This window comes from Delftia sp. WY8, assembly GCF_018437695.1.
GTDB classification, from domain to species: Bacteria; Pseudomonadota; Gammaproteobacteria; order Burkholderiales; family Burkholderiaceae_C; genus Comamonas; species Comamonas tsuruhatensis.
Map to the genome: position 1 here is coordinate 6,451,530 of NZ_CP049795.1, position 19,452 is coordinate 6,470,981.

Sequence of the window (19,452 nt, forward strand, 5' to 3'; positions counted from 1 at the left end):
AATCAAAAGCCGGTGAAGTGTATCAGTGTGTAGGCTCAATTGTCGCCGCGCCGGCGTCGACTTTTGCACCATCGCTGGTAACAGATGTTGATCCCGGCCGAGATATGAAGGGCGGCAGGGCCAGCGCGGCGAGGAATTCCGCATCGGTGCGGTACAGCCGCAGGTGCGGCCCGCGGTGCAGGGCGCCGGCGCGCAGCAGCACCTGCTCGGCCGGCAACTTCAGGCCCACCACGTGCAGCACGCCGCTGCGCTTGGCCACCAGCAGCTGCAGGCGCACGAAGGTCTCCACGCCCGTCACGTCGATGCGGTTGATGGGCTGGGCCAGCAGGCACAGGTGGTGCGTCTCGGGGCGCAGCGCCCATTCGTCGCCGATGCGTCGCTCCAGGGCCGAGGCCGAGCCGAAGTCCAGCTCGGCATCCATGCGCAGGGCCAGCAGGCCTGGCGCCAGCGGAGGCAACTGCCAGAGGTTGCGGTCGCGCAGGCTGCCATCAGGATGCTGGCCCACCTCGATGATGCGCGGGTGCAGGCGCTGGTAGAGGAAGTAGCCCAGGCTCAGCACGATGCCCGCGAACACGCCCCAGTACATGCGCGGCGCCGTGACGATGGTCAGCAGCAGCGTGGCCAGGGCAATGCTGCCCTCCACGCGCGACACCTTGAACAGCTGCAGCAGCACACGCGGCTTGACGAGGTTGACCACGGCCGTGATCACGATGGCCGCCAGCGCCGCCTTGGGCACGTGGTACAGCGCCGGGATGAACCACATCACCACGATGACCACCAGCAGGATGGAGAACACGTTGGACCATCCCGTCTTGGCGCCGGCCAGCAGGTTCACGGCCGAGCGCGAGAACGAGGCGCTGGTGGCAAAGCTGCCGAACAGGCCCGCACTGATCTTGGACAGGCCCTGGGCGACCAGGTCCTGGTTCTCGTTCCAGCGCGTGCCGGCCTGCTGGTGCTCCACCTGGGCGCTGGAGGCCGTCTCCAGAAAGCTCACCAGCGAGATCACCAGCACCGGCATCACCAGGGCGCCGAACTCGTCCCAGCTCAGCAGCCCCGGCAGCTGGAAGCTGGGCAGGCCCGCGGGCAGATGGCCGACCACGGCGCCGCCGTCGTCGGCAAAGTCCGTGGCCCAACTGATCACGCCGGTCAGCGCGATGATGAAGATGGCCGAGGGAAAGGCCGCACGCCAGCGCTTGGCGAGCACGAGCAAGGCAATGCTGGCCATGCCGTAGACGATGGACTGCCAGTCGAAAAGCTGCAGCGACGGCGTGTTCCAGACGGCACCCCAGGTCGAGCGCAGGCCCAGCAGCGTGGGCAGCTGCGAGGCCAGGATCAGCAGCGCCGCAGCCTGCGTGAAGCCGGTGAGCACGGGCGAGGTCACCAGGTTGAGCAGCCAGCCGGCGCGCATCAGCCCCAGCGACCACTGCACCAGGCCCGACAGAATCGCCATCCATGCGGCCAGCGCCACCCAGTGCGCGGAGCCGGGCTCGGCCAGGCCCGTGAGCGAGGCGCCGATCAGCAGCGCGCTCAGGGCCGTGGGTCCCACGCCCAGACGGGGCGAGCCGCTGAACAGCACGGCCACCAGGGCCGGAACGATGGATGCGTAAATGCCCGTGATCAGCGGCATGCCCGCAAGGGCGGCATAGGCCACGCCCTGGGGCAGAAGCATCAGACCAACGGTGAGACCTGCCCAGAACTCCCCGCGCAGCACGGCTGCCGAAGGTTTGGGCCATGCCAGGAAGGGAAACCAGCGCGCCAGGGAATGCATGGCCGCTATTGTCATGCTAACTGGATGGTGCCGGGATGTTCGGGCTTGTCCTACAGGCGCTTGCGTCGGCGTCGTATGGGTTTGTCCCAGGGCCCTCAATAAAGTCGAGGCCTGTATTGACCGCCTCACAACTATTCAAGGAGTAACCGCATGACTTTCATCACCCAACGCTGCTGCCAGATCCTCGCCGTGTCTGCCCTGGCCTTCGGCCTTGCCGCCTGCGGCAAGACCGAAGACACTGCGGGCCAGAAGCTCGACTCTGCGGTTCAGCAGTCCCAGCAGGCCGCGCAAAGCGCCGGCCAGAAGATCGACAACGCCATGAGCAGCGCCGGCACCAAGATAGAGGAAGGTGCTGCCAAGGCCGAAGCGGCCACCAACAACGCCATGAGCCAGGCAGGCGCCGCACTCGACGACGCCGGCATTACGGCCCAGATCAAGGCCGACCTGATCAAGGAGCCCGATATCTCCGCCCTCAAGATCGACGTGGACACCAAGGCAGGCGCCGTGACGCTGACCGGCTCGGTGCCCAGCGAAGCACTCAAGATGCGCGCAGGCGACATTGCCAAATCCGTCAAGGGCGTGAACAACGTCAGCAACATGTTGGAGATCAAGGCCAGCTGATCGCAGCCACCGGCTCCGTTGCCCTTGTGAAAACCAGGCGGATTCCCCGCCTGGTTTTTTTATGCCTGAACGCTGCAGCCCAGCGCATAAGATGCGCTGCATGAGCACACCCGACCTGCAGATCAGCACCCATCTCATCCACCATCCCTACCAGCCGCCCGAGGGCTTTGTTGCGCCGCAGCCGCCCGTGCACAAGGCCTCGACGGTGATCTTCGAGAACGTGGCGGCCATGCGCCGCCGCCAGTGGCTGGACAAGAGCAGCTACACCTACGGCCTGCACGGCACGCCCACCACCTTCTTGCTGGAAGAGCGCCTGAGCGCGCTGGAAGGCGGCCTGCAGTGCCTGCTGGTACCCAGCGGCCTGGCTGCGATTGCGACCACCTCCCTGGCCCTGCTGCGCACCGGCGACGAGATGCTGCTGCCCGACAACGCCTACGGTCCCAACAAGACCTTGAGCGAGGGAGAGTTGGCCCATTTCGGCGTGCGCCACCAGTGCTATGACGCCATGGATGTTGCCGACCTCGAAGCCAAAATCACGCCCAAGACGCGGCTGGTCTGGCTGGAGGCGCCGGGCTCGGTGACCATGGAGTTCCCCGACCTCATCGCCATGGTGCGCCTGTGCCGCGAGCGGGGCATCACCACCGTGCTGGACAACACCTGGGGCGCGGGCCTGGCCTTCAATCCCTTCGATCTGCTGGCCGATGGAACGCACAGCCTGGGCGTGGATGCCACCGTGCATGCGCTGACCAAGTACCCCAGCGGCGGTGGCGACGTGCTCATGGGCAGCATCATCACGCGCGACCAGGCGCTGCACATGCGCATCAAGCTGGCGCACATGCGCCTGGGCCTGGGCGTGGGCGGCAACGACACCGAGGCCGTGCTGCGCTCCCTGCCCAGCATCGCGCTGCGCTACCACGCCCAGGACCGCGCCGCGCGCGAGCTGGCGCGCTGGCTGCAGCAGCAGCCGGCCGTGGCCCAGGTGCTGCACCCGGCGCTGGAAGGCGCTCCGGGCCACGAGAACTGGAAGGCGCTGTGTGGCGCAGCCGCAGGCGGCGAGGGCGTGGCCGCCGGCCTGTTCAGCGTGGTCATCGATCCGCGCCACGGCCAGCAGGCCGTGGACCGCTTCTGCGACAGCCTGCGCCTGTTCAAGATCGGCTACAGCTGGGGCGGTCCCATCAGCCTGGTCGTGCCCTATGAGCTGTCGTCCATGCGCAGCTGCCCCACGCCCCAGCTGCACAGCGGCACCGTGGTGCGCTTTGCCATCGGCCTGGAAGCGGTGCAGGACCTGCGTGCCGACCTGGAGCAGGCCCTGGCCGCCGCGTTTGCATAGTTGAGCGCCAGGCGCAGGTGACATCTGCCTGTCACCTGCGCCGCCGATGCTCGCTGGCTACATACCACCCCACGGAGGCCTTCGGGCCCCGGTCCAGCATGAAGCACAAAGAGAGCATCACCAACATCCTGCAGCAGGCGAAAGCCGGCTCCCGCGAATCCGGCCTCGTGGCCAGCCGCCGCCATTTCGTGCGCGGCATGGGCGCCTCGGCCCTGGCGCTGCCACTGGCTGGCTGCGGCGGGTCGGATGGCGACAGCCGCATTCCCGTCGAGTTCCGCCACGGCGTGGCCAGCGGCGACCCGTTGAGTGACCGCGTCATCCTCTGGACCCGCGTGACGCCGCCGCAGGGCCATTCCAGCGACATCGAGGTGGAGTGGGAAGTGGCCTCGGACGCCGACTTCAAGACCCTCGTGACTTCGGGCAAGGCCATGGCGCGCGCCACCCAGGACTTCACCTTCAAGGCCGATGCCACGGGCCTCAGGCCCGCCACGCGCTACCACTACCGCTTTCGCTGCCAGGGCATGACCAGCGCCACGGGCCGCACGCGAACCCTGCCCGTGGGCGCCGTGCAGCAGGTCAAGCTGGCCGTGTTTTCCTGCGCCAACTACCCGGCCGGCTACTTCAATGTCTACGCGCATGCGGCACGCCAGGGCGACCTGGACGCCACCGTGCATCTGGGCGACTACATCTACGAATATGCGCGCGGCAGCTATGCCAACGGCAAGGCCGAAGCCATGCAGCGCCAGAGCCTGCCGGCCAACGAAATCGTCAGCCTGGCCGACTACCGCCAGCGCCATGCCCAGTACAAGAGCGATGCCGACCTGCAGGCCCTGCATGCGGCAGCGCCCATGATTGCAGTCTGGGACGACCACGAAGTCTCCAATGACACCTGGATGCACGGCGCCGAGAACCATCAGCCGGCCGCCGAAGGCGACTTCGAGCTGCGCAAGGTGGCCGCGCTCAAGGCCTATCACGAGTGGATGCCCACGCGCAACGCACAGCCCGAGATCATCTACCGCAGCTTCGCCTTCGGCGACCTGCTGGCGCTGCACATGCTGGACACGCGCGTCATCGGCCGCGACGAACAGCTGGACTACGCCGACTATTTCACGGCCCAGGGGCTGGACGCGGCGCGCTTTTCCTCCGACATGTCCAATCCCGCACGCCAGCTCATGGGCGCCACGCAGACCCAGTGGCTTGGCCAGCAGATGGCGGCCTCGCAGGCCACCTGGCAGGTGCTGGGCCAGCAGGTGCTGATGGGGCGCATGGAGCTGCCGGCGCCCTTGCTGATGGACATCCTCAGCCCCGGCAGCGGTGTCTCGCTGCCGGCCTACGCGGCGCTGCTGGCCAAGGCCCAGGCCAACCCGGCCAGCCTGACGGCGGCGGAAAAGGCCATCCTGGCCCAGCCCAGCATTCCCTACAACCTCGATGCCTGGGACGGCTACGCCGTGGCTCGCGAGACCGTGCTGGCCACGGCGCGCAGCCTGGGCAAGAACCTGGTCGTGCTGGCCGGTGACACCCACAACGCCTGGGCCAGCGAGCTGCGCGACCGCAGCGGGCAGGGCGTGGGCGTGGAGTTCGCCACCTCGTCCGTCAGCTCGCCCGGCTTCGAGGACTACCTGCCCGGCCAGGATCCGGCCCAGTTGCGTGGCGCGCTGCTGCAGTTCATCAACACGCTCAAGTACTGCGATACCTCCCGCCGCGGCTACATGATCGTCACGGCAACCCCCCAGGCCTGCCAGGCCGAATGGATCTATGTGGATACGGTGTTCAGCCGCCAGTACCAGACCGTGCGGGACGCGGCCTGGAAGGTGCTGCCCGGCCAGCCGGGCAAGCTGGTGCAGGCCTGAGGGCGGACCGGGGTGCGGGCCTGCGCGGTCTGGGCGGGGGCCCTCGGTAGTTTCCGCCATGGCAGCGCGGCCATGGCTGCGCTAACTTGGGGCTCGCTGATCCAGGAGGTCCAGGCATGCAGGCATCCCCCGCTCCCGAGAAAGCTTCCGACCACCCGGCTGGCGCGCTGCAGGTGCAACCGCTGCGCATGGCCGATCCCTGGCGCTGGCTGGCGCTGGGCTGGCGCGATCTGCGGCGGGCGCCGGGCGTTGCGCTGTTCTATGGCCTGTGCTTCTGGACCATGGCCCTGCTCATCGGCTGGGTGTTCCGTGCCAGCCCTGAATACAGCATGGCCATGGCCAGCGGCTGTCTGCTCATCGGCCCCTTCCTGGCCATGGGCCTGTACGACACCAGCCGCAGGCTGGAGCGGGGCTTGCCGACCCAACTGAGCAGCTCGCTGACCTGCTGGGACACGCAGATGGGCAGCATGGGCATGCTGGTCATGGTTCTGCTGGTGCTGGAGATGCTCTGGGCGCGCGCCTCCATGGTGGTGTTTGCCGTGTTCTTCGATACCGGCATGCCCACCACGGCCGGCATGCTGCAGGCCGTGGCACGGCCGGAGAATTGGGAGTTCCTGGCGATCTACATGCTGGTCGGCGGCGCCTTCGCGGCCCTGGTGTTCGCCAGCATGGTGGTGGCGCTGCCGGCCATGCTGGACCGGGGCAGCGATGCGCTGACGGCCTGCATCACCAGCATGCGCGTGGTCGGCCTCAACCTGGCCGTCATGCTGCAATGGGCCGCGATCATCACCGTGCTGGTGGCTGCTGCGCTGTGGTGGCACGGCGTGGGCCTGCTGCTGGTGGGGCCTTTGCTGGGCTGCGCCAGTTGGCATGCTTACCGCTGCAGCGTGGGTGAATCTGCCGACCCTGCGTCCCCCCTATCCTGAGGTTTTACGGCCGGGCCCCGTCTTGCGGCTACAGTGGGGCTTGCAACAACAGAGGAGTCCACCTGTGGCGACACCCAACTACGCCTATGAAAAACGCCAGCGCGAACTGGCCAAGAAGCAGAAGAAGCTTGAAAAGGAGAAGGCCAAGGCCGAAAGAAAACCCGACGACCATGAGGGCGGCGGTATGGCGGGTGAAGACCAGGCATCCCCCGCAGCGGCGCATTCCGGCGAGGAAGGCCGCAGCAGCTGACAGCCTGGCTGCCCTGTGCTCAGGGCAGCAGTTTGCTGAGCTGTGGCCAGACGTTGTCCAGCATGCGCGGCTGGGCCTTGGCCGTGGGGTGGATGCGGTCAGCCTGGAACCACTGGGCCGAGTCGGCCGCATCGCCTATACCGGCCAGCAGGAAGGGCACGAGCGGTACCTTCTGCTCTTGCGCCACCTTGGAGAACAACTGCTCGAACTGGCGCGTATAGCCGCTGCCGTAGTTGGGAGGCACCTGCATGCCCACCAGCAGCACCTTGGCCCCGGCATCACGGGCCGCGCGTACCATGGCGTCGAGATTGCCCTGGGTGCTTTGCAGCGGCAGGCCGCGCAGCGCATCGTTGCCTCCCAATTCGATCACCACCACCGACGGCTTGTGCTGCTTGAGCAGGGCCGGCAGGCGCGAGCGGCCGCCCGAGGTGGTCTCGCCGCTCACGCTGGCGTTGACCAGCGGCACATTTTTCTGGCTCTCCTGCAGGCGCTTTTGCAGCAGCGCCACCCAGCCCGTTCCGCGGGCCAGACCGTACTCGGCACTCAGCGAATCGCCCAGCACCAGCAACGGGCCGGCGTCTGCAGCCCGGGCGGGCATGGCCGTCCAAGTACCCAGCAGACCGAAGGCCAAGCCGGCCGAGATAAAGTGGCGGCGTCGGCGCATTGCGCGCAGCTTGTCTTGCATCGTCTTCCCATCCTCCATGTCACAAAGCACTGCCCAGCCCCTGATCGAAGTCGAGCATGTCTTCAAGTCGGTCAGCGATTCGACCGGAACACTGGATATTCTGAGGGATATCGATCTGCGCTTCGCGGCAAGGGAAACCGTGGCCATCGTCGGTGCCTCGGGCTCGGGCAAGAGCACGCTGCTGTCCATACTCGCAGGCCTGGATACGCCCACGCGCGGCACGGTGCGGCTGCAGGGCCAGGACATGTTTGCGCTGGACGAGGATGCGCGCGCTGCCGTGCGTGCGCAGAAGCTGGGTTTTGTCTTCCAGAGCTTCCAGCTGCTGGGCAATCTGACGGCGCTGGAGAACGTGATGCTGCCGCTGGAGCTGGCCGGCAGCCGCGACGCCCGCCGCCGCGCCACCGAAATGCTGGAGCGCGTGGGGCTGGGCCAGCGCCTGGGCCACTATCCCAAGCTGCTGTCGGGCGGTGAGCAGCAGCGTGTGGCGCTGGCCCGCGCCTTCGTGGTCGAGCCCGCCGTGCTGCTGGCCGACGAGCCCACGGGCAGCCTGGACTTTGCGACCGGCGAAACCATCATGGAGCTGATGTTCGCGCTCAACCGTGAGCGCGGCACCACGTTGGTCATGGTCACGCATGACCGAGCCATCGCCGCGCGCTGCGAGCGGCGCGTGACCATCGAGGCCGGCCGCGTCGCCAGCATCGAAGAGGGGCAGGCGCTGGCGGCCTGATCGGCCGCCGGGTCAAGCGGCTGCAACCAGTGGCAGGACCTCAGGCGGCGACAGCTTCGCGCCGCCCGGCCGCCTCGCAGGCCGCGGCCGTGAAGATCACGTCCGTGGAGGAGTTGAGTGCGGTTTCGGCCGAGTCCTGGATCACGCCGATCACAAAGCCCACGCCCACCACCTGCATGGCCAGATCGTTGGAGATGCCGAACAGGCTGCAGGCCAGCGGAATCAGCAGCAGCGAGCCACCGGCCACGCCCGAGGCGCCGCAGGCGCACACCGCGGACACCACGCACAGCAAGATGGCGGTCAGCAGATCGACCTGGATGCCCAGGGTATGGGCCGCAGCCAGCGAGAGCACGCTGATGGTGACGGCGGCGCCGGCCATGTTGATGGTGGCGCCCAGCGGGATGGAGACGCTGTAGGTGTCCTCATCCAGGCCCAGGCGCTTGGCCAGCGCCAGGTTCACCGGGATGTTGGCGGCCGAGCTGCGCGTGAAGAAGGCCGTGACCGCGCTCTCGCGCAGGCAGGTCAGCACCAGGGGATAGGGATTGCGGCGCGTCTGCGTCCAGACGATGAACGGATTGACCACCAGGGCCACGAAGAGCATGCAGCCCAGCAGCACGGCCAGCAGGTGGGCATAGTCCAGCAGCTTTTCCAGGCCCGACTGGGCAAAGGTGCCCGCCACCAGGCCGAAGATGCCCAGCGGCGCCAGGCGGATCACGCCCTGGATCACGCGGGTGATGGCCTGGCCCAGGTCATGCATCACGGCGCGCGTGGTCTCAGAGGCGTGGCGCAGGGCCAGGCCCATGGCCACTGCCCAGGCAAGGATGCCGATGTAGTTGGCATTCATCAGCGCGCGTACCGGGTTGTCGAAGGCGCTTTGCACCAGGGCCATCAGCACTTCACCAATGCGCCCAGGCGCGCCCTGGGCGGAGGCGGCGTCCTTGAACTGGATGGTGGACGGGAAGGCCATGCTGGCCACCACGGCCACCACGGCCGCGGCAAAGGTGCCCAGCACATACAGCCACAGGATGGGCCGTATCTGCGTGGCGTGGCCGGGCCGGTGGTTGCTGGTGGCCGAGACCACCAGCAGCAGCACCAGGACAGGGGCAACGGCCTTGAGGGCGGAGATGAACAGCGTCCCCAGCAGGGATACGGACTGGGCGGCCTCGGGCCAGAGCCAGGCCAACAGGCCGCCGGCGACCAGACTGATGGCGATCTGGCCCACCAGGCTGGTGCGGGCAAGCCAGGCAAGAAAGGCTTTGAGCATGATGGTTGAGAAAGAAATGGAAAAACAGGGCGATGAAAAATGCAAAGCGGCATGCCCGTGGCTTCGGTGCATGCCGCAATGAGAGGGGCCCGCTGGAAAGCGGCCAACCCGCGCAGTGTAGCGGCTACGTAAAAACCACAGGAGCCGTTGCGTGCAGACGGGCTTCGTCCGGCGGGTGCCGGGGCTGCGCCCAATTGGCGGGATAATCGCGCCCCATGTCGTCCCCCAAAGTTCTCTTCGGCTTCCACGCCGTCGGCGTGCGCATGAAGACCGCGCCCCAATCCATCATCGAGGTCTACTACGAGGCCACGCGCCGCGATGCGCGCATGCGCCAGTTCCTCGACCGCGCCAAGTCGGCCGGCGTCCGGCTGATCGAGGCAGACGGCGAACGCCTGGCCAAGCTCGCCGGCAGCCACGGCCACCAGGGCGTGGCCGCGCGCGTGGAGGCGGTGGCCCAGGTGCATTCGCTGGACGAATTGCTGGAGCAGCTGGAGGCCGATGGCGTCAGCAACCCGCTGCTGCTGGTGCTGGACGGCGTGACCGATCCGCACAACCTGGGGGCCTGCCTGCGCGTGGCCGATGGCGCAGGCGCCCATGCGGTGATTGCGCCCAAGGACCATGCGGTGGGCGTGAACGCCACCGTGGCCAAGGTGGCCAGCGGCGCGGCCGAGACCGTGCCCTATTTCATGGTCACCAATCTGGCGCGCACGCTCAACGAGCTCAAGGAGCGCGACATCTGGATCATCGGCACCAGCGACGATGCGCCCAAGACCCTGTACGAGGTGGACCTCAAGGGCCCCACGGCCCTGGTGCTGGGCGCAGAAGGCGACGGCATGCGCCAGCTCACGCGCAAGACCTGCGACGAGCTGATCGGCATTCCCATGATGGGCGCCGTCTCCAGCCTCAATGTGTCCGTGGCCAGCGGCGTGTGCCTGTACGAGGCGCTGCGCCAGCGCGGCCTGGGCACCACGCCTGCCGTATCCGCCGCCCCGGCCGACCAGATCTAGGCTGGCGCGCCGCCGGCGCCCAGCTCCACCACGCTCTCGAAGCCGCCCCAGAACATGCGCTTGGCGTCGAAGGGCATGGTGGCCGGGTCCATGGAGGCAATGCGCGGGTCCTTCATGACGGCGGCATTGATGCGGTCGCGCTCCGCGCGCGAGGCATAGACGATCCATGAAAAGAACACGATCTCGCCTTCCTTGAGCTGCACGGCCTGGGGAAACGAGGTCAGCTTGCCCATGGGCACGTCGTCGCCCGCGCATTCCCAGTACTGCAGCGCTCCGTATTCCATCCAGACCTTGCCTGCGGCCTCGGCCACCTCGCGGTAGGCCTGCAGGTTGGCCCGGGGAACGGGCAGTACGAATCCGTCGATGTAGTGCATGGTGCTCTCCTGGTGAAAACCGGCGTCAGAGCCGGGCTGCGAGTTCCGCCAACTGGTCTGCGCACTGGCCCCAGCCGCTGTGAAAGCCCATGGCCTCGTGCTGGGCGCGGTCGGCGGCATTCCAATGGCGCACCCGGGCGGTATAGCGGGTCTGGCTGCCTTCGGGGTCGAAGGTGACGATGCCCGTCATGAAGGGCTTGTCGGCTGGCACCCAGCCTTGGGTGAAGGCGTCGGTGAAGACCAGGCGCCGGTTGGGAATGACTTCCAGGTAGACACCGCTGCCGGGCATCTCCTGGCCTTCGGGGCTGCGCATGACGATGAGGCTGTGGCCGCCGGGCCGCACGTCGTTGTCCACCCGGGCCACGCTCCAGGGGCTGGGTGCAAACCATTGCTGGATCAGCGCCGGCTCGGTCCAGCAGCGGTAGAGCCTGTCGGCGGGGATGTCGAACAGGCGCGTGAGCACCAGGTCGTTGGCGTGTTCGGGAAGGTCTTGTGCTGTCATGGTGCTCCTCATTGCATGGAGTGCAGGCCGATGCGGTTGCCCTCGGTGTCCACCACGACGGCGCAGTGGCCGTGGGGGCCGATGGAGAATTTGGCCTGCTCGATGCGCCCGCCTGCGGCCTCGACGCGGCCCTGTTCTATGGCGCAGTCCTCGCAGCCGAAATAGACCAGCGTGCCGCCGCCGCCGGAAGGTGCGTCGTCCATCCGCACCAGCATTCCGCCCGCGCCGGGGCCTGTCATGTCCATCGGAAAGGACAGCATCTCCTGGCTGTCGGAGCCATCGGGCGCGGGCAGGTGCTCCAGCTTGCCTTGGAAGACGGTTTCATAGAACCGGCGCGCACGCGCCATGTCCTGCACATGGATCTCGAACCAGACGACGGGATTGGCGTTCATGAGGACTCCTTCGTGGGTGACAGAGGCAATGTGTCGGCCGGCCTTGTTCAGGCCTCGCCCTTGACGTTGACCATCCAGGGTGTGTTGAAGCGGTCCGTCACCATGCCAAAGCCCGGCGACCAGAACGTGGCCTGGAAGGGCATGGTCACCTTGCCGCCTTCGGCCAGCGCGTTGAAGATGCGGCCGCCTTCGGTGGCGTCGTCCACGCCGATCGAGATCCACATGCCCTGGGCTTGCTGGTAGCCGCCGCCACCGCAGTTGTCGGTGGCGTCCGAGGCCATCAGCGCCTGGTCCTTGATCTGCAGGTGGGCATGCATGATCAGGCGCTTGTCGGCCTCGGGCATCTGCTCCATGCCCGGCGTCTCGCCAAAGGTGCTCTGGTGCACGATGGTGCCGCCGAACAGCCTGGCGTAGAAGGCGAAGGCCTCGGCGCAGTTGCCGTTGAAGTTCAGATAGGGGATGAATTGCATGGAACGCTCCTGGGAGGGACGGTGGCGAGGGGAGTGGAGGAACGGGAGGGCGGGACGACGGGAGGAGGGGGCCAGGAGGCTTCAGCCGCCGTCATGCGCGCGCTCAAGAGCGGCGATGTCCAGCTTTTGCATGCCCAGCAGGGCCTGCATCACACGCTGGGCGGCGGCCATGTCGGGGCCTCCCATCCAGCTCGCCATCTGGGACGGAACGATTTGCCACGACAGGCCATGGCGGTCCTTGAGCCAGCCGCATTGACGCGCCGCCGGGTCGCCGCCCTCGGACAGGGCGCCCCAGTAGTGGTCTATCTCGTCCTGCGTATCGCAACTGACCATCAGCGAGACGGCCTCGTTGAAGCGGAACATGGGGCCGCCGTTGAGCGCCAGAAAGGGCTGGCCTTCCAGCTCGAATTGCACCGTCATCACGCTGCCCACCGGCCTGCCGTGGATGTCGTGGCCTGCTTCGCCGTAGCGCGCAATGGCCGTGATGCGGGAATCGGGAAAGACTTCCGTATAGAAGCGCGCCGCCTGCTCGCCCTGGTTGTCGAACCAGAGGCAGGGCTGTATGCGGCCGGTGTGCAAAGCCATGCTTGTCTCCTTGGTGACGGTGATAACCGTTTTATGCCGTTCGATGCCGGCTTTTTATCGATTTCTGCCCGGCGTGTGTACGCCGTTCACATATGCTAGGGACTAAAATGGACGCTGTCCACATCAAGCGCTGTCAGCTTCGGTGTCAAGCTGTAAATCGGCGGGGCAGGGCTGTCTTCCCTCTCGGGTGATGTGGCCACGCAGAAAAAAGGAAGCAAAACAGTGACGCAGCGACGTGTCAGGCGTGAGTCATATCACCATGGCGACCTGCGCCAGGCCCTGGTCGAGGCTGGCCTGGCGCTGGCGCGTGAAGGCGGTCCCCAGGCGATCGTGCTGCGCGAGGCCACGCGCCGGGCGGGCGTGGCGCCCAATGCAGCCTATCGTCACTTTGCCAACCGCCAGGCGCTGTTTGATGCCGTGCGCGCTGCGGCCCTGGGCGCACTGGCCGCAGCCATCGAGGCCGAAATGGCCCAGGCGCGCACCCTGCCCGATGTGCTGCAGCGCTCACGCGCGCTGCTGGCTGCCGTGGGGCGCGGCTATCTGGGCTTTGCCCAGACGGAGACCGGCTGGTTTCGCACGGCCTTTGCTTCGGTCGAGTACGACGTGGACCTGCCGCCCGACACCACGCGTGCAGCGGCCATGGGACTGAACCCGTTCGAGCTGCTGGGCTATGCGCTGGACAGCATGGCCGAGGCCGGCGTGATGCCTGCCGAGCGCCGGCCCCAGGCCGAGTTCCTGGCCTGGTCCGCGGTGCACGGCATGGCCTTGCTGGTGATAGACGGGCCGCTGCGCCACGCCACCGCCGAGCAGCGGCGCGCGCTGGCGCTGCGCCTGCTGGAGATGGTGGAAAAAGGCATTTGATGCGTGGCGGGGCGACACTGCCTCACAATGGCCTGCCTTTTTTCCATCGCCGCCCCGATGCCCGACGAACATTCCCTTTCCTCGCCTTCCCCCGCCGAGCCTGAACTGGCCGGCCAGGGCGAGCTGCGCGACCGCATCGCGCGTGCAGCCCATATCGCGGTGCTCACGGGCGCAGGCGTCAGCGCCGAATCCGGCGTACCCACCTTTCGCGACGACAAGAACAGCTACTGGGCACAGTTCAACCCGCAGGACATGGCCAGCGAGGCAGGCTTTCGCGCGCATCCGCAGCGCGTCTGGCAGTGGTATGCGCACCGGCGCGAAGCCGTGGCCGCGGTGCAGCCCAACGCCGGCCACCATGCGCTGGCGCAATGGGCCTTGCGCCACCCGGGCCGCATGACGCTGATCACGCAGAACGTCGATGGCCTGCACCAGCGCGCAGGCAGCCCCGGCGTGCTGTGCCTGCATGGTGAGCTGATGCGGGACCGCTGGCTGGAAAGGCCGCGCGCATGCTGCGATCTGGCCCAGGTGAAGCCGGGCGAGCCGCCGCAGTGCGCCGTCTGCGGCAACCTGGTGCGCCCGGGCGTGGTCTGGTTCGGCGAGTCCCTGCCCATGGGCGTGTGGCAGGCCGCGGAGGCGGCGGTGCAGCACTGCGATGTGCTGCTGGTGGTGGGCACATCGGGCGCCGTGTACCCGGCTGCAGGGCTGGCGCGAATCGCACGCAGGGCGGGCGCACATGTGGCCGTGATCAATCCCGCACCGTCCGAGCTGGATGACGCGGCCCACCAATGCCTGCGCGGCCCGTCGGCACAGGTGCTGCCGCTGCTGCTGGGCGACTGAAGGCGGAGGGGCAGGCCGCCCGACGCGGCCCAGGGGGAGGGAAGGGGCTTGCGCCATGGCGGCTTCTTTTGACGCACAACCGGGGCAGTCCCCTCCCTCTCGCGCATCCGCTCAGATCCAGCCCAGCGCTCCCAGCGCCGCGCCGGCGCCCAGCAGCCACAGCAGGTGGATGCGCGTGCGCCAGACCAGCAGGGCGCAGACCAGGGTCAGCAGCCACAGGCGCCAATCCTGGGCGGGGCGGCCGCTGCCCGTGCCCAGCAGCCAGCCCGTGGCCAGCAGCAGGCCGATGACCAGAGGGCCCATGCCCTGCTTGAAGGCCCGCACGCCGCGCCGGTTCCTGTTGCGCTGGCCCCAGCGCGATGCCTGCCAGGCCAGCAGCGAACTGGGCAAGAGGATGCCCACCATGCAGATGGTCACGCCCAGTGCTCCAAAGGCCCAGGCCAGCAGGCCCGTGCCTCCGCCTGCGTTCAGGCCCAGGTTCCATCCCAGCAGGGCGATGAACAGCACATTGGGCCCGGGCGCCGCCTGGGCAATGGCGATGGAGGAGCTGAACTGCGCCTCGCTGAGCCAGCCATGGCCATCGACCAGAAAACGGTGCATGTCGGGCGCCGTGGCAATGGCCCCGCCCACGGCCATCAGCGACAGCGTCAGGAAATACAGCAGCAACTGCAACCAGTCGGCGGGCTGCAGGCTCAGTGCAATCTGGTGGGCAGCATTCATGGCGTGAGCTTTCTCCAGGTCAGCACGCAACCCGCGCCGCCGACCACCAGCAGCACCCAGGCCAGCGGAATGCGCATCACCGCCATGGCAATGAACGAGGCCAGCGCCAGGCCCGCGCTGCACCAGCGCCCCAGCGGGTGGCGGCTCAGCGTGCTGGCCAGCTTCAGGCCCATGCCCGCCACCAGGCCGGCTGCGACGGCGCCCATGCCGCGCAGCGCGCCGGCCACGGCGGGGTGGTCGGCCAGCTGGGAATAGATCACGGTCAGCGTCAGCACCAGCAGCATGGGAAAGCACAGCATGCCGCACACGGCCACCACGGCACCGCGCCAGCCGAAGTAGCGCTCGCCAATGGTGATGGACAGGTTGACCACATTGGGGCCGGGCATGATCTGGGCCACGGCCCAGTCCTCCACAAACTCTTCATTGGTCAGCCAGCGCTTTTTCTCGACCAGCTCGCGCTGTACCACGGCCAGCACACCGCCAAAGCCCTGCAGGGCCAGCCATGTGAAGGACCAGAACAGATCGCGCAGATTGGCGGGGGCGGGGCGCCGGGCCGGCACATCGGCGGGGTCGTGTGGCGGGTGGGCCTGGGGCGGCGATGCGGGCATGTTCTGGCTTGTGTCTGAGCCGCCCGGGCAGGGCCCCGGGAGGGCATCGCTGTTGTCGTGGGGGAACCGCGCGGGCCGGTCCTGTCTTCGTGCCTGCCGCCGGGGCGGCACGCACGGAATGTTAATCCTGCGCAGCGGCCTTGTCGGCAGCGGCCCCATCGGCAACGGCGATGGGGGCATTGCAAGCGCAGATGGCTTGCTGCCGGCATGCGCCCAGGCCTGCCCGCCGGCCTGTCTGAACAGGAGTAGATTCTCTCCACCCACACAACCCGAGGATCTCCGACATGGACATGGATTGGAGCAAGGCGCTGCAGGAAAGCCTGGTCTGGCTGGCGGCGGCCTCAGTGATCACCGTCGTGGCTTTCGCGGCCGTGGCGCTGCTGGTGGTTCGATTCACCCGCTGGGGTCGGCAGTTCTGGCAGCTGGCCGGCCCGTTCCTGCACCCCAGAAACAGCTGGTGGCCGCTGCTGGTGTTCACGCTGCTGCTGGTGCTGGCCCTGGTCTCGGTGCGCATGAACGTGCTGTTTTCCTACTGGTACAACGGCTTCTACAGCGCGCTGCAGGAACTGGACCAGAAGGGCTTTTGGCGCTTCCTGGGCATCTTTGCGGTGCTGGCCACGGTCCACATCCTGCGCGAGCTGTTCAATTTCTATGTGAACCAAGCGTTTCGCATCCGCTGGCGGGTCTGGCTCAACGAGCGCGTGACCACCGACTGGATGCGCGGCGATGCCTACTATCGCAGCCACTTCCTGGACGAGCCGGTGGACAACCCCGACCAGCGCATCGAGCTGGATGTGAACACCTTTGTCTCGAACTCGCTGACCCTGGCGCTGGGTGCCGTCAGCGCGGTGGTCTCGCTGGTGGCGTTCACGGGCATTCTCTGGGGGCTGTCCGCGCCCATCGCGGTGGCGGGCGTGGAGGTTCCGCGGGCCATGGTGTTCGCGGTCTACCTCTATGTGATCGTCGCCACGCTGATCGCCTTTCGCCTGGGCCAGCCGCTGATCCGGCTGAACTTCCTGAACGAGAGGCTGACCGCCAACTTCCGCTACGCCCTGGTGCGCGTGCGCGAATATGCGGAGAACATCGCCTTCTACCAGGGCGCGGCCATCGAGCGCAACACGCTTTTGACGCGCTTTTCGGCGTTGATCGCCAATGTCTGGGCGCTGGTCTACCGCAGCCTGAAGTTCGACGGCTTCAACCTCACCGTCAACCAAGTGGCCGTGGTCTTTCCCTTTCTGCTGCAGGCGCCGCGCTTTTTCAGCGGTGCCATCAAGCTCGGTGATGTGATGCAGACCTCGCAGGCCTTCGGGCAGGTGCAGGATGCGCTGTCATTTTTCCGCACCTCCTACGACACCTTCGCCCAGTACCGCGCCGCGCTGGACCGCCTGTGCGGCTTTCTGGATGCCAATGCCCAGACCCGCGAACTGCCCCAGGTCGTCCACAAAGATCAACCCGGCGCCCTGGACATCGAGGGTCTGCAGGTCAGCCGCCCGGACGGCCACCACCTGCTCAGCGACCTGCAACTCAAGCTCACTCCCGGCCAGGCGCTGCTGATCAAGGGGCCTTCGGGCAGCGGCAAGACCACCTTGCTGCGGTCCATTGCCGGCCTGTGGCCGCATGCCCAGGGCACGGTGGGCCGCCCGGGCGGCCACCAGGCGCTGTTCCTGTCGCAGCGCCCGTATCTGCCGCTGGGGGACCTGCGTACGGCCATTGCCTATCCGATGGATGCTTCACCGCAGGACGACGAGCGCCTTCAACAGGCGCTGCGCCAGGTCAGCCTGGCCCATCTGGCCGACAAGCTGGATGTCAACCAGGATTGGTCCCGCATCCTGTCGATTGGCGAGCAGCAGCGCCTGGCCTTTGCGCGCGTGCTGTTCAACCGGCCCGCCATCGTCTTTCTCGATGAATCCACCTCGGCCATGGACGAGGGCCTGGAGCATGCGCTGTACACGCTGCTGCGCGAGCAGATGCGCTCGACCATGCTGGTGAGCGTGGGCCACCGCAGCACGCTGGCGGGTTTCCATACCCACGCGCTGGCGGTCGATGGCAATGGCGGCTGGACGCTGTCGGAAGGAAGCGCACCGCAGAGCGCGCCCCAGGATTGATCCGCGTGCGGCCCTGGGCCGCGCGCGATCAATCGTCCATGGGCAAAGAATCGCAGTTGCTCAGGTCGGAGGGCGGCTGCTGGGGCAGCTGGCGCACCGCATCGCGCAAGGCGGTGCGCAGGCCCTCTTCCAGCACGGGGTGATAGATGGGCGCACGCAGCAACTCGTGCACGGTCAGTTGCTGCTGCACGGCCAGGGCCAGCAGATGGGCCAGATGCTCGCCGGCCGGCGCGCACATTTCCGCGCCCAGCAGCCGGCCGCTGGCCGGGTCCGCATAGACGTGAAGCAGGCCCGCGTTGTGCTGCGCAGCGCGCGCACGCCCCTGGTGCGCGAAATCCACGCGGCCCACCACGAAGTCCTGCCCCAGCAGCGCCTTCATGGGCTGGCCCACGACGGCCGCGTTGGGCGAGCTGAAGACGATGGACAGCGGCGTGCGCCGCTCGAAGCAGGCCACGTTCTCTGCCATGGCGTTGGTGCCGGCAATATGGCCTTCGTCCACGGCCTCATGCAGCAAGGGGCGGTCGCCATTGGCATCGCCCGCGAGGAACAGCGGCAGCTCGCCGACCTGCAGTGTCTCGCGGCTTACGGGCGGCTGGCCGTGTTCGTCCAGCTCAAGTCCCAGCGTCTCAAGGCCCAGGCCTTCGAGCTGCGGGCGCCGACCCATGGCGGCCACCACATGGTCCACGACGATGCGGGCATCGCCTGCACGCACGACGATGCTGCTGTCCGGGCCCTTGCTCAACTGCACTTCATGGTCGGTGATCACCGTCATCTCTTTCTCAAGCAGATGCCGCAATGCGTCGGTGACATTCGGGTCGGACAGGCCGGCCAGCTTCGGACCGCGTCCCAGTGCGGTGACCTCCAGTCCCAGCCGCGCCAGCGCCTGTGCAATCTCCACGCCCAGCGGACCCAGGCCGACGACGGCCACGCGCGGGCCCAGCGTCTTGCGTTCGAACAAGGTGTCGGTGGTCAGGATGCGCTTGCCAAAGCGCTTCCATTCCTCCGGCACCACGGGGCTGGAGCCCGGAGCGAGGATGAGCTTGCGCGCAGCCAGCACCTTGCCATTGACCTCGATCCGATTGGCTGCCAGCAGCCTGGCACGCCCGTCGATGGCCCGCCAGCCCAGGCCCTCCGTGGCCTTGATCGTGCTTGCCACGAACTCGTCGCGCAGCTTGCGCACGCGGCGCAAAACGGCGGGCAGGTCCAGCTGCAGCCCGCTCGCGCCGCGTATGCCGAAGGCATCGAAGTGATGGCGTGCATGGAAGGCGTTGGCCGCCTCGATCAGCAACTTGGACGGCATGCATCCCGCCCGCGCACAGGTCGTCCCCCAGGGCCCGTCGTTGACGATGGCGAAATGCTCCGTGTGCTTGCGCACCTCGCGCAGCGCCGACAGTCCGGCCGAGCCGGCACCGACGATGATCACGTCGAGGGCGGTGGTGGGTGGGTTTTTCATGCTGTCTGATTCCTTTGACTGTGGCACCAGGTCCCGTGGAGGTGTCCGCTGCCGGTGGATGTGCCGAAAGGTGTGCCGACGGGAGTGCCGACTGAAGTGCCGACAGATGGTCGAGAT

General features: G+C 67.5%; 21 protein-coding genes. 10 read left to right on the forward strand and 11 right to left on the reverse strand.

Annotated elements, in window-relative coordinates:
- Positions 1 to 22 precede the first annotated feature (22 nt).
- The gene (locus G4D77_RS29505) at positions 23 to 1,768 is read right to left on the reverse strand and encodes a SulP family inorganic anion transporter (protein ID WP_016447160.1); all 1,746 of its coding nucleotides are present in this window, start codon (positions 1,766 to 1,768) and stop codon (positions 23 to 25) included.
- Between the two features lie 150 nt (positions 1,769 to 1,918).
- Here G4D77_RS29505 and G4D77_RS29510 point away from each other — a divergent pair, with 150 nt between their 5' ends.
- The 5 genes from G4D77_RS29510 to G4D77_RS29530 all read left to right on the forward strand — a co-directional run bounded on the left by G4D77_RS29510 (position 1,919) and on the right by G4D77_RS29530 (position 6,745).
- Complete coding sequence (locus G4D77_RS29510) at positions 1,919 to 2,389, forward strand: BON domain-containing protein (protein WP_016447159.1); 471 nt, start codon at positions 1,919 to 1,921, stop codon at positions 2,387 to 2,389.
- Positions 2,390 to 2,489: 100 nt separating this feature from the next.
- Positions 2,490 to 3,719, forward strand: coding sequence for a PLP-dependent transferase (locus G4D77_RS29515; RefSeq protein ID WP_154834189.1), 1,230 nt, complete (start codon positions 2,490 to 2,492; stop codon positions 3,717 to 3,719).
- A gap of 98 nt (positions 3,720 to 3,817) precedes the next feature.
- Complete coding sequence (locus G4D77_RS29520) at positions 3,818 to 5,569, forward strand: alkaline phosphatase D family protein (protein ID WP_154834190.1); 1,752 nt, start codon at positions 3,818 to 3,820, stop codon at positions 5,567 to 5,569.
- Between the two features lie 116 nt (positions 5,570 to 5,685).
- On the forward strand, positions 5,686 to 6,495 hold the full coding sequence (locus G4D77_RS29525) for a DUF2189 domain-containing protein (RefSeq protein ID WP_154834191.1): 810 nt from the start codon (positions 5,686 to 5,688) through the stop codon (positions 6,493 to 6,495).
- 64 nt (positions 6,496 to 6,559) lie between these two features.
- Positions 6,560 to 6,745 carry a hypothetical protein gene (locus G4D77_RS29530; protein WP_016447155.1) on the forward strand — a complete coding sequence of 62 codons (186 nt, stop codon included), beginning with the start codon at positions 6,560 to 6,562 and terminating at the stop codon, positions 6,743 to 6,745.
- 19 nt (positions 6,746 to 6,764) lie between these two features.
- Here the strand turns inward: G4D77_RS29530 and G4D77_RS29535 are convergent, their stop codons facing one another.
- Complete coding sequence (locus G4D77_RS29535; protein ID WP_016447154.1) at positions 6,765 to 7,430, reverse strand: arylesterase; 666 nt, start codon at positions 7,428 to 7,430, stop codon at positions 6,765 to 6,767.
- Between the two features lie 16 nt (positions 7,431 to 7,446).
- Here G4D77_RS29535 and G4D77_RS29540 point away from each other — a divergent pair, with 16 nt between their 5' ends.
- Positions 7,447 to 8,157, forward strand: a complete 711-nt coding sequence (locus G4D77_RS29540) for an ABC transporter ATP-binding protein (RefSeq protein WP_017403911.1) — start codon at positions 7,447 to 7,449, stop codon at positions 8,155 to 8,157.
- A gap of 40 nt (positions 8,158 to 8,197) precedes the next feature.
- On the opposite strand, the gene sstT is transcribed toward G4D77_RS29540, so the two are convergent.
- Positions 8,198 to 9,421, reverse strand: coding sequence for a serine/threonine transporter SstT (gene sstT / locus G4D77_RS29545; RefSeq protein ID WP_126311438.1), 1,224 nt, complete (start codon positions 9,419 to 9,421; stop codon positions 8,198 to 8,200).
- 215 nt (positions 9,422 to 9,636) lie between these two features.
- On the opposite strand from sstT, the gene rlmB reads away from it, so the two are divergent.
- A complete protein-coding gene (rlmB, locus tag G4D77_RS29550) occupies positions 9,637 to 10,428 on the forward strand; it encodes a 23S rRNA (guanosine(2251)-2'-O)-methyltransferase RlmB (protein ID WP_016447151.1) in 792 nt (263 codons plus the stop codon).
- Here the strand turns inward: rlmB and G4D77_RS29555 are convergent.
- The 5 genes from G4D77_RS29555 to G4D77_RS29575 all read right to left on the reverse strand — a co-directional run bounded on the left by G4D77_RS29555 (position 10,425) and on the right by G4D77_RS29575 (position 12,751).
- Positions 10,425 to 10,802, reverse strand: coding sequence for a DUF1428 domain-containing protein (locus tag G4D77_RS29555; RefSeq protein WP_047217000.1), 378 nt, complete (start codon positions 10,800 to 10,802; stop codon positions 10,425 to 10,427). The genes rlmB and G4D77_RS29555 overlap by 4 nt on opposite strands.
- Before the next feature lie 25 nt (positions 10,803 to 10,827).
- The gene (locus G4D77_RS29560) at positions 10,828 to 11,304 is read right to left on the reverse strand and encodes an SRPBCC family protein (protein WP_017403914.1); all 477 of its coding nucleotides are present in this window, start codon (positions 11,302 to 11,304) and stop codon (positions 10,828 to 10,830) included.
- 8 nt (positions 11,305 to 11,312) lie between these two features.
- Positions 11,313 to 11,696 (reverse strand): VOC family protein, encoded by a 384-nt coding sequence (locus G4D77_RS29565; protein ID WP_047217001.1) that lies wholly within the window; start codon positions 11,694 to 11,696, stop codon positions 11,313 to 11,315.
- Positions 11,697 to 11,743: 47 nt separating this feature from the next.
- Positions 11,744 to 12,166: a VOC family protein gene (locus G4D77_RS29570; RefSeq protein WP_034365141.1), complete on the reverse strand. Its 423-nt coding sequence runs from the start codon at positions 12,164 to 12,166 to the stop codon at positions 11,744 to 11,746.
- Between the two features lie 81 nt (positions 12,167 to 12,247).
- Complete coding sequence (locus tag G4D77_RS29575; protein ID WP_154834193.1) at positions 12,248 to 12,751, reverse strand: VOC family protein; 504 nt, start codon at positions 12,749 to 12,751, stop codon at positions 12,248 to 12,250.
- A gap of 222 nt (positions 12,752 to 12,973) precedes the next feature.
- Here G4D77_RS29575 and G4D77_RS29580 point away from each other — a divergent pair, with 222 nt between their 5' ends.
- On the forward strand, positions 12,974 to 13,612 hold the full coding sequence (locus G4D77_RS29580) for a TetR/AcrR family transcriptional regulator (protein WP_047217002.1): 639 nt from the start codon (positions 12,974 to 12,976) through the stop codon (positions 13,610 to 13,612).
- Positions 13,613 to 13,669: 57 nt separating this feature from the next.
- Positions 13,670 to 14,449 carry an SIR2 family NAD-dependent protein deacylase gene (locus tag G4D77_RS29585; protein ID WP_213757822.1) on the forward strand — a complete coding sequence of 260 codons (780 nt, stop codon included), beginning with the start codon at positions 13,670 to 13,672 and terminating at the stop codon, positions 14,447 to 14,449.
- A 111-nt stretch (positions 14,450 to 14,560) separates the two neighbouring features.
- On the opposite strand, the gene G4D77_RS29590 is transcribed toward G4D77_RS29585, so the two are convergent.
- Both G4D77_RS29590 and G4D77_RS29595 read right to left on the reverse strand, forming a co-directional pair.
- On the reverse strand, positions 14,561 to 15,169 hold the full coding sequence (locus tag G4D77_RS29590; RefSeq protein ID WP_017403920.1) for a chromate transporter: 609 nt from the start codon (positions 15,167 to 15,169) through the stop codon (positions 14,561 to 14,563).
- Positions 15,166 to 15,777 (reverse strand): chromate transporter, encoded by a 612-nt coding sequence (locus tag G4D77_RS29595; RefSeq protein ID WP_017403921.1) that lies wholly within the window; start codon positions 15,775 to 15,777, stop codon positions 15,166 to 15,168. The genes G4D77_RS29590 and G4D77_RS29595 overlap by 4 nt, the downstream gene beginning before the upstream one ends.
- 284 nt (positions 15,778 to 16,061) lie before the next feature.
- Between G4D77_RS29595 and G4D77_RS29600 the strand changes: the two genes are divergently transcribed.
- Positions 16,062 to 17,882: an ABC transporter ATP-binding protein/permease gene (locus G4D77_RS29600; RefSeq protein WP_154834195.1), complete on the forward strand. Its 1,821-nt coding sequence runs from the start codon at positions 16,062 to 16,064 to the stop codon at positions 17,880 to 17,882.
- A 28-nt stretch (positions 17,883 to 17,910) separates the two neighbouring features.
- Here G4D77_RS29600 and G4D77_RS29605 read toward each other — a convergent pair whose 3' ends face one another.
- Positions 17,911 to 19,335, reverse strand: coding sequence for a dihydrolipoyl dehydrogenase (locus G4D77_RS29605; RefSeq protein ID WP_213757823.1), 1,425 nt, complete (start codon positions 19,333 to 19,335; stop codon positions 17,911 to 17,913).
- Positions 19,336 to 19,452: the final 117 nt, after the last annotated feature.

Coding starts and splice junctions, on each gene's coding strand:
- G4D77_RS29600 (WP_154834195.1), top strand. CDS start 16,062: ATGGACATGGATTGGAGCAAGGCGCTGCAGGAAAGCCTGGTCTGGCTG.
- rlmB (WP_016447151.1), top strand. CDS start 9,637: ATGTCGTCCCCCAAAGTTCTCTTCGGCTTCCACGCCGTCGGCGTGCGC.
- G4D77_RS29520 (WP_154834190.1), top strand. CDS start 3,818: ATGAAGCACAAAGAGAGCATCACCAACATCCTGCAGCAGGCGAAAGCC.
- G4D77_RS29525 (WP_154834191.1), top strand. CDS start 5,686: ATGCAGGCATCCCCCGCTCCCGAGAAAGCTTCCGACCACCCGGCTGGC.
- G4D77_RS29575 (WP_154834193.1), bottom strand. CDS start 12,751: ATGGCTTTGCACACCGGCCGCATACAGCCCTGCCTCTGGTTCGACAAC.
- G4D77_RS29555 (WP_047217000.1), bottom strand. CDS start 10,802: ATGCACTACATCGACGGATTCGTACTGCCCGTTCCCCGGGCCAACCTG.
- G4D77_RS29605 (WP_213757823.1), bottom strand. CDS start 19,335: ATGAAAAACCCACCCACCACCGCCCTCGACGTGATCATCGTCGGTGCC.
- G4D77_RS29540 (WP_017403911.1), top strand. CDS start 7,447: ATGTCACAAAGCACTGCCCAGCCCCTGATCGAAGTCGAGCATGTCTTC.
- G4D77_RS29515 (WP_154834189.1), top strand. CDS start 2,490: ATGAGCACACCCGACCTGCAGATCAGCACCCATCTCATCCACCATCCC.
- G4D77_RS29585 (WP_213757822.1), top strand. CDS start 13,670: ATGCCCGACGAACATTCCCTTTCCTCGCCTTCCCCCGCCGAGCCTGAA.
- G4D77_RS29590 (WP_017403920.1), bottom strand. CDS start 15,169: ATGAATGCTGCCCACCAGATTGCACTGAGCCTGCAGCCCGCCGACTGG.
- G4D77_RS29560 (WP_017403914.1), bottom strand. CDS start 11,304: ATGACAGCACAAGACCTTCCCGAACACGCCAACGACCTGGTGCTCACG.
- G4D77_RS29595 (WP_017403921.1), bottom strand. CDS start 15,777: ATGCCCGCATCGCCGCCCCAGGCCCACCCGCCACACGACCCCGCCGAT.
- G4D77_RS29510 (WP_016447159.1), top strand. CDS start 1,919: ATGACTTTCATCACCCAACGCTGCTGCCAGATCCTCGCCGTGTCTGCC.
- sstT (WP_126311438.1), bottom strand. CDS start 9,421: ATGCTCAAAGCCTTTCTTGCCTGGCTTGCCCGCACCAGCCTGGTGGGC.
- G4D77_RS29535 (WP_016447154.1), bottom strand. CDS start 7,430: ATGCAAGACAAGCTGCGCGCAATGCGCCGACGCCGCCACTTTATCTCG.
- G4D77_RS29565 (WP_047217001.1), bottom strand. CDS start 11,696: ATGAACGCCAATCCCGTCGTCTGGTTCGAGATCCATGTGCAGGACATG.
- G4D77_RS29570 (WP_034365141.1), bottom strand. CDS start 12,166: ATGCAATTCATCCCCTATCTGAACTTCAACGGCAACTGCGCCGAGGCC.
- G4D77_RS29505 (WP_016447160.1), bottom strand. CDS start 1,768: ATGCATTCCCTGGCGCGCTGGTTTCCCTTCCTGGCATGGCCCAAACCT.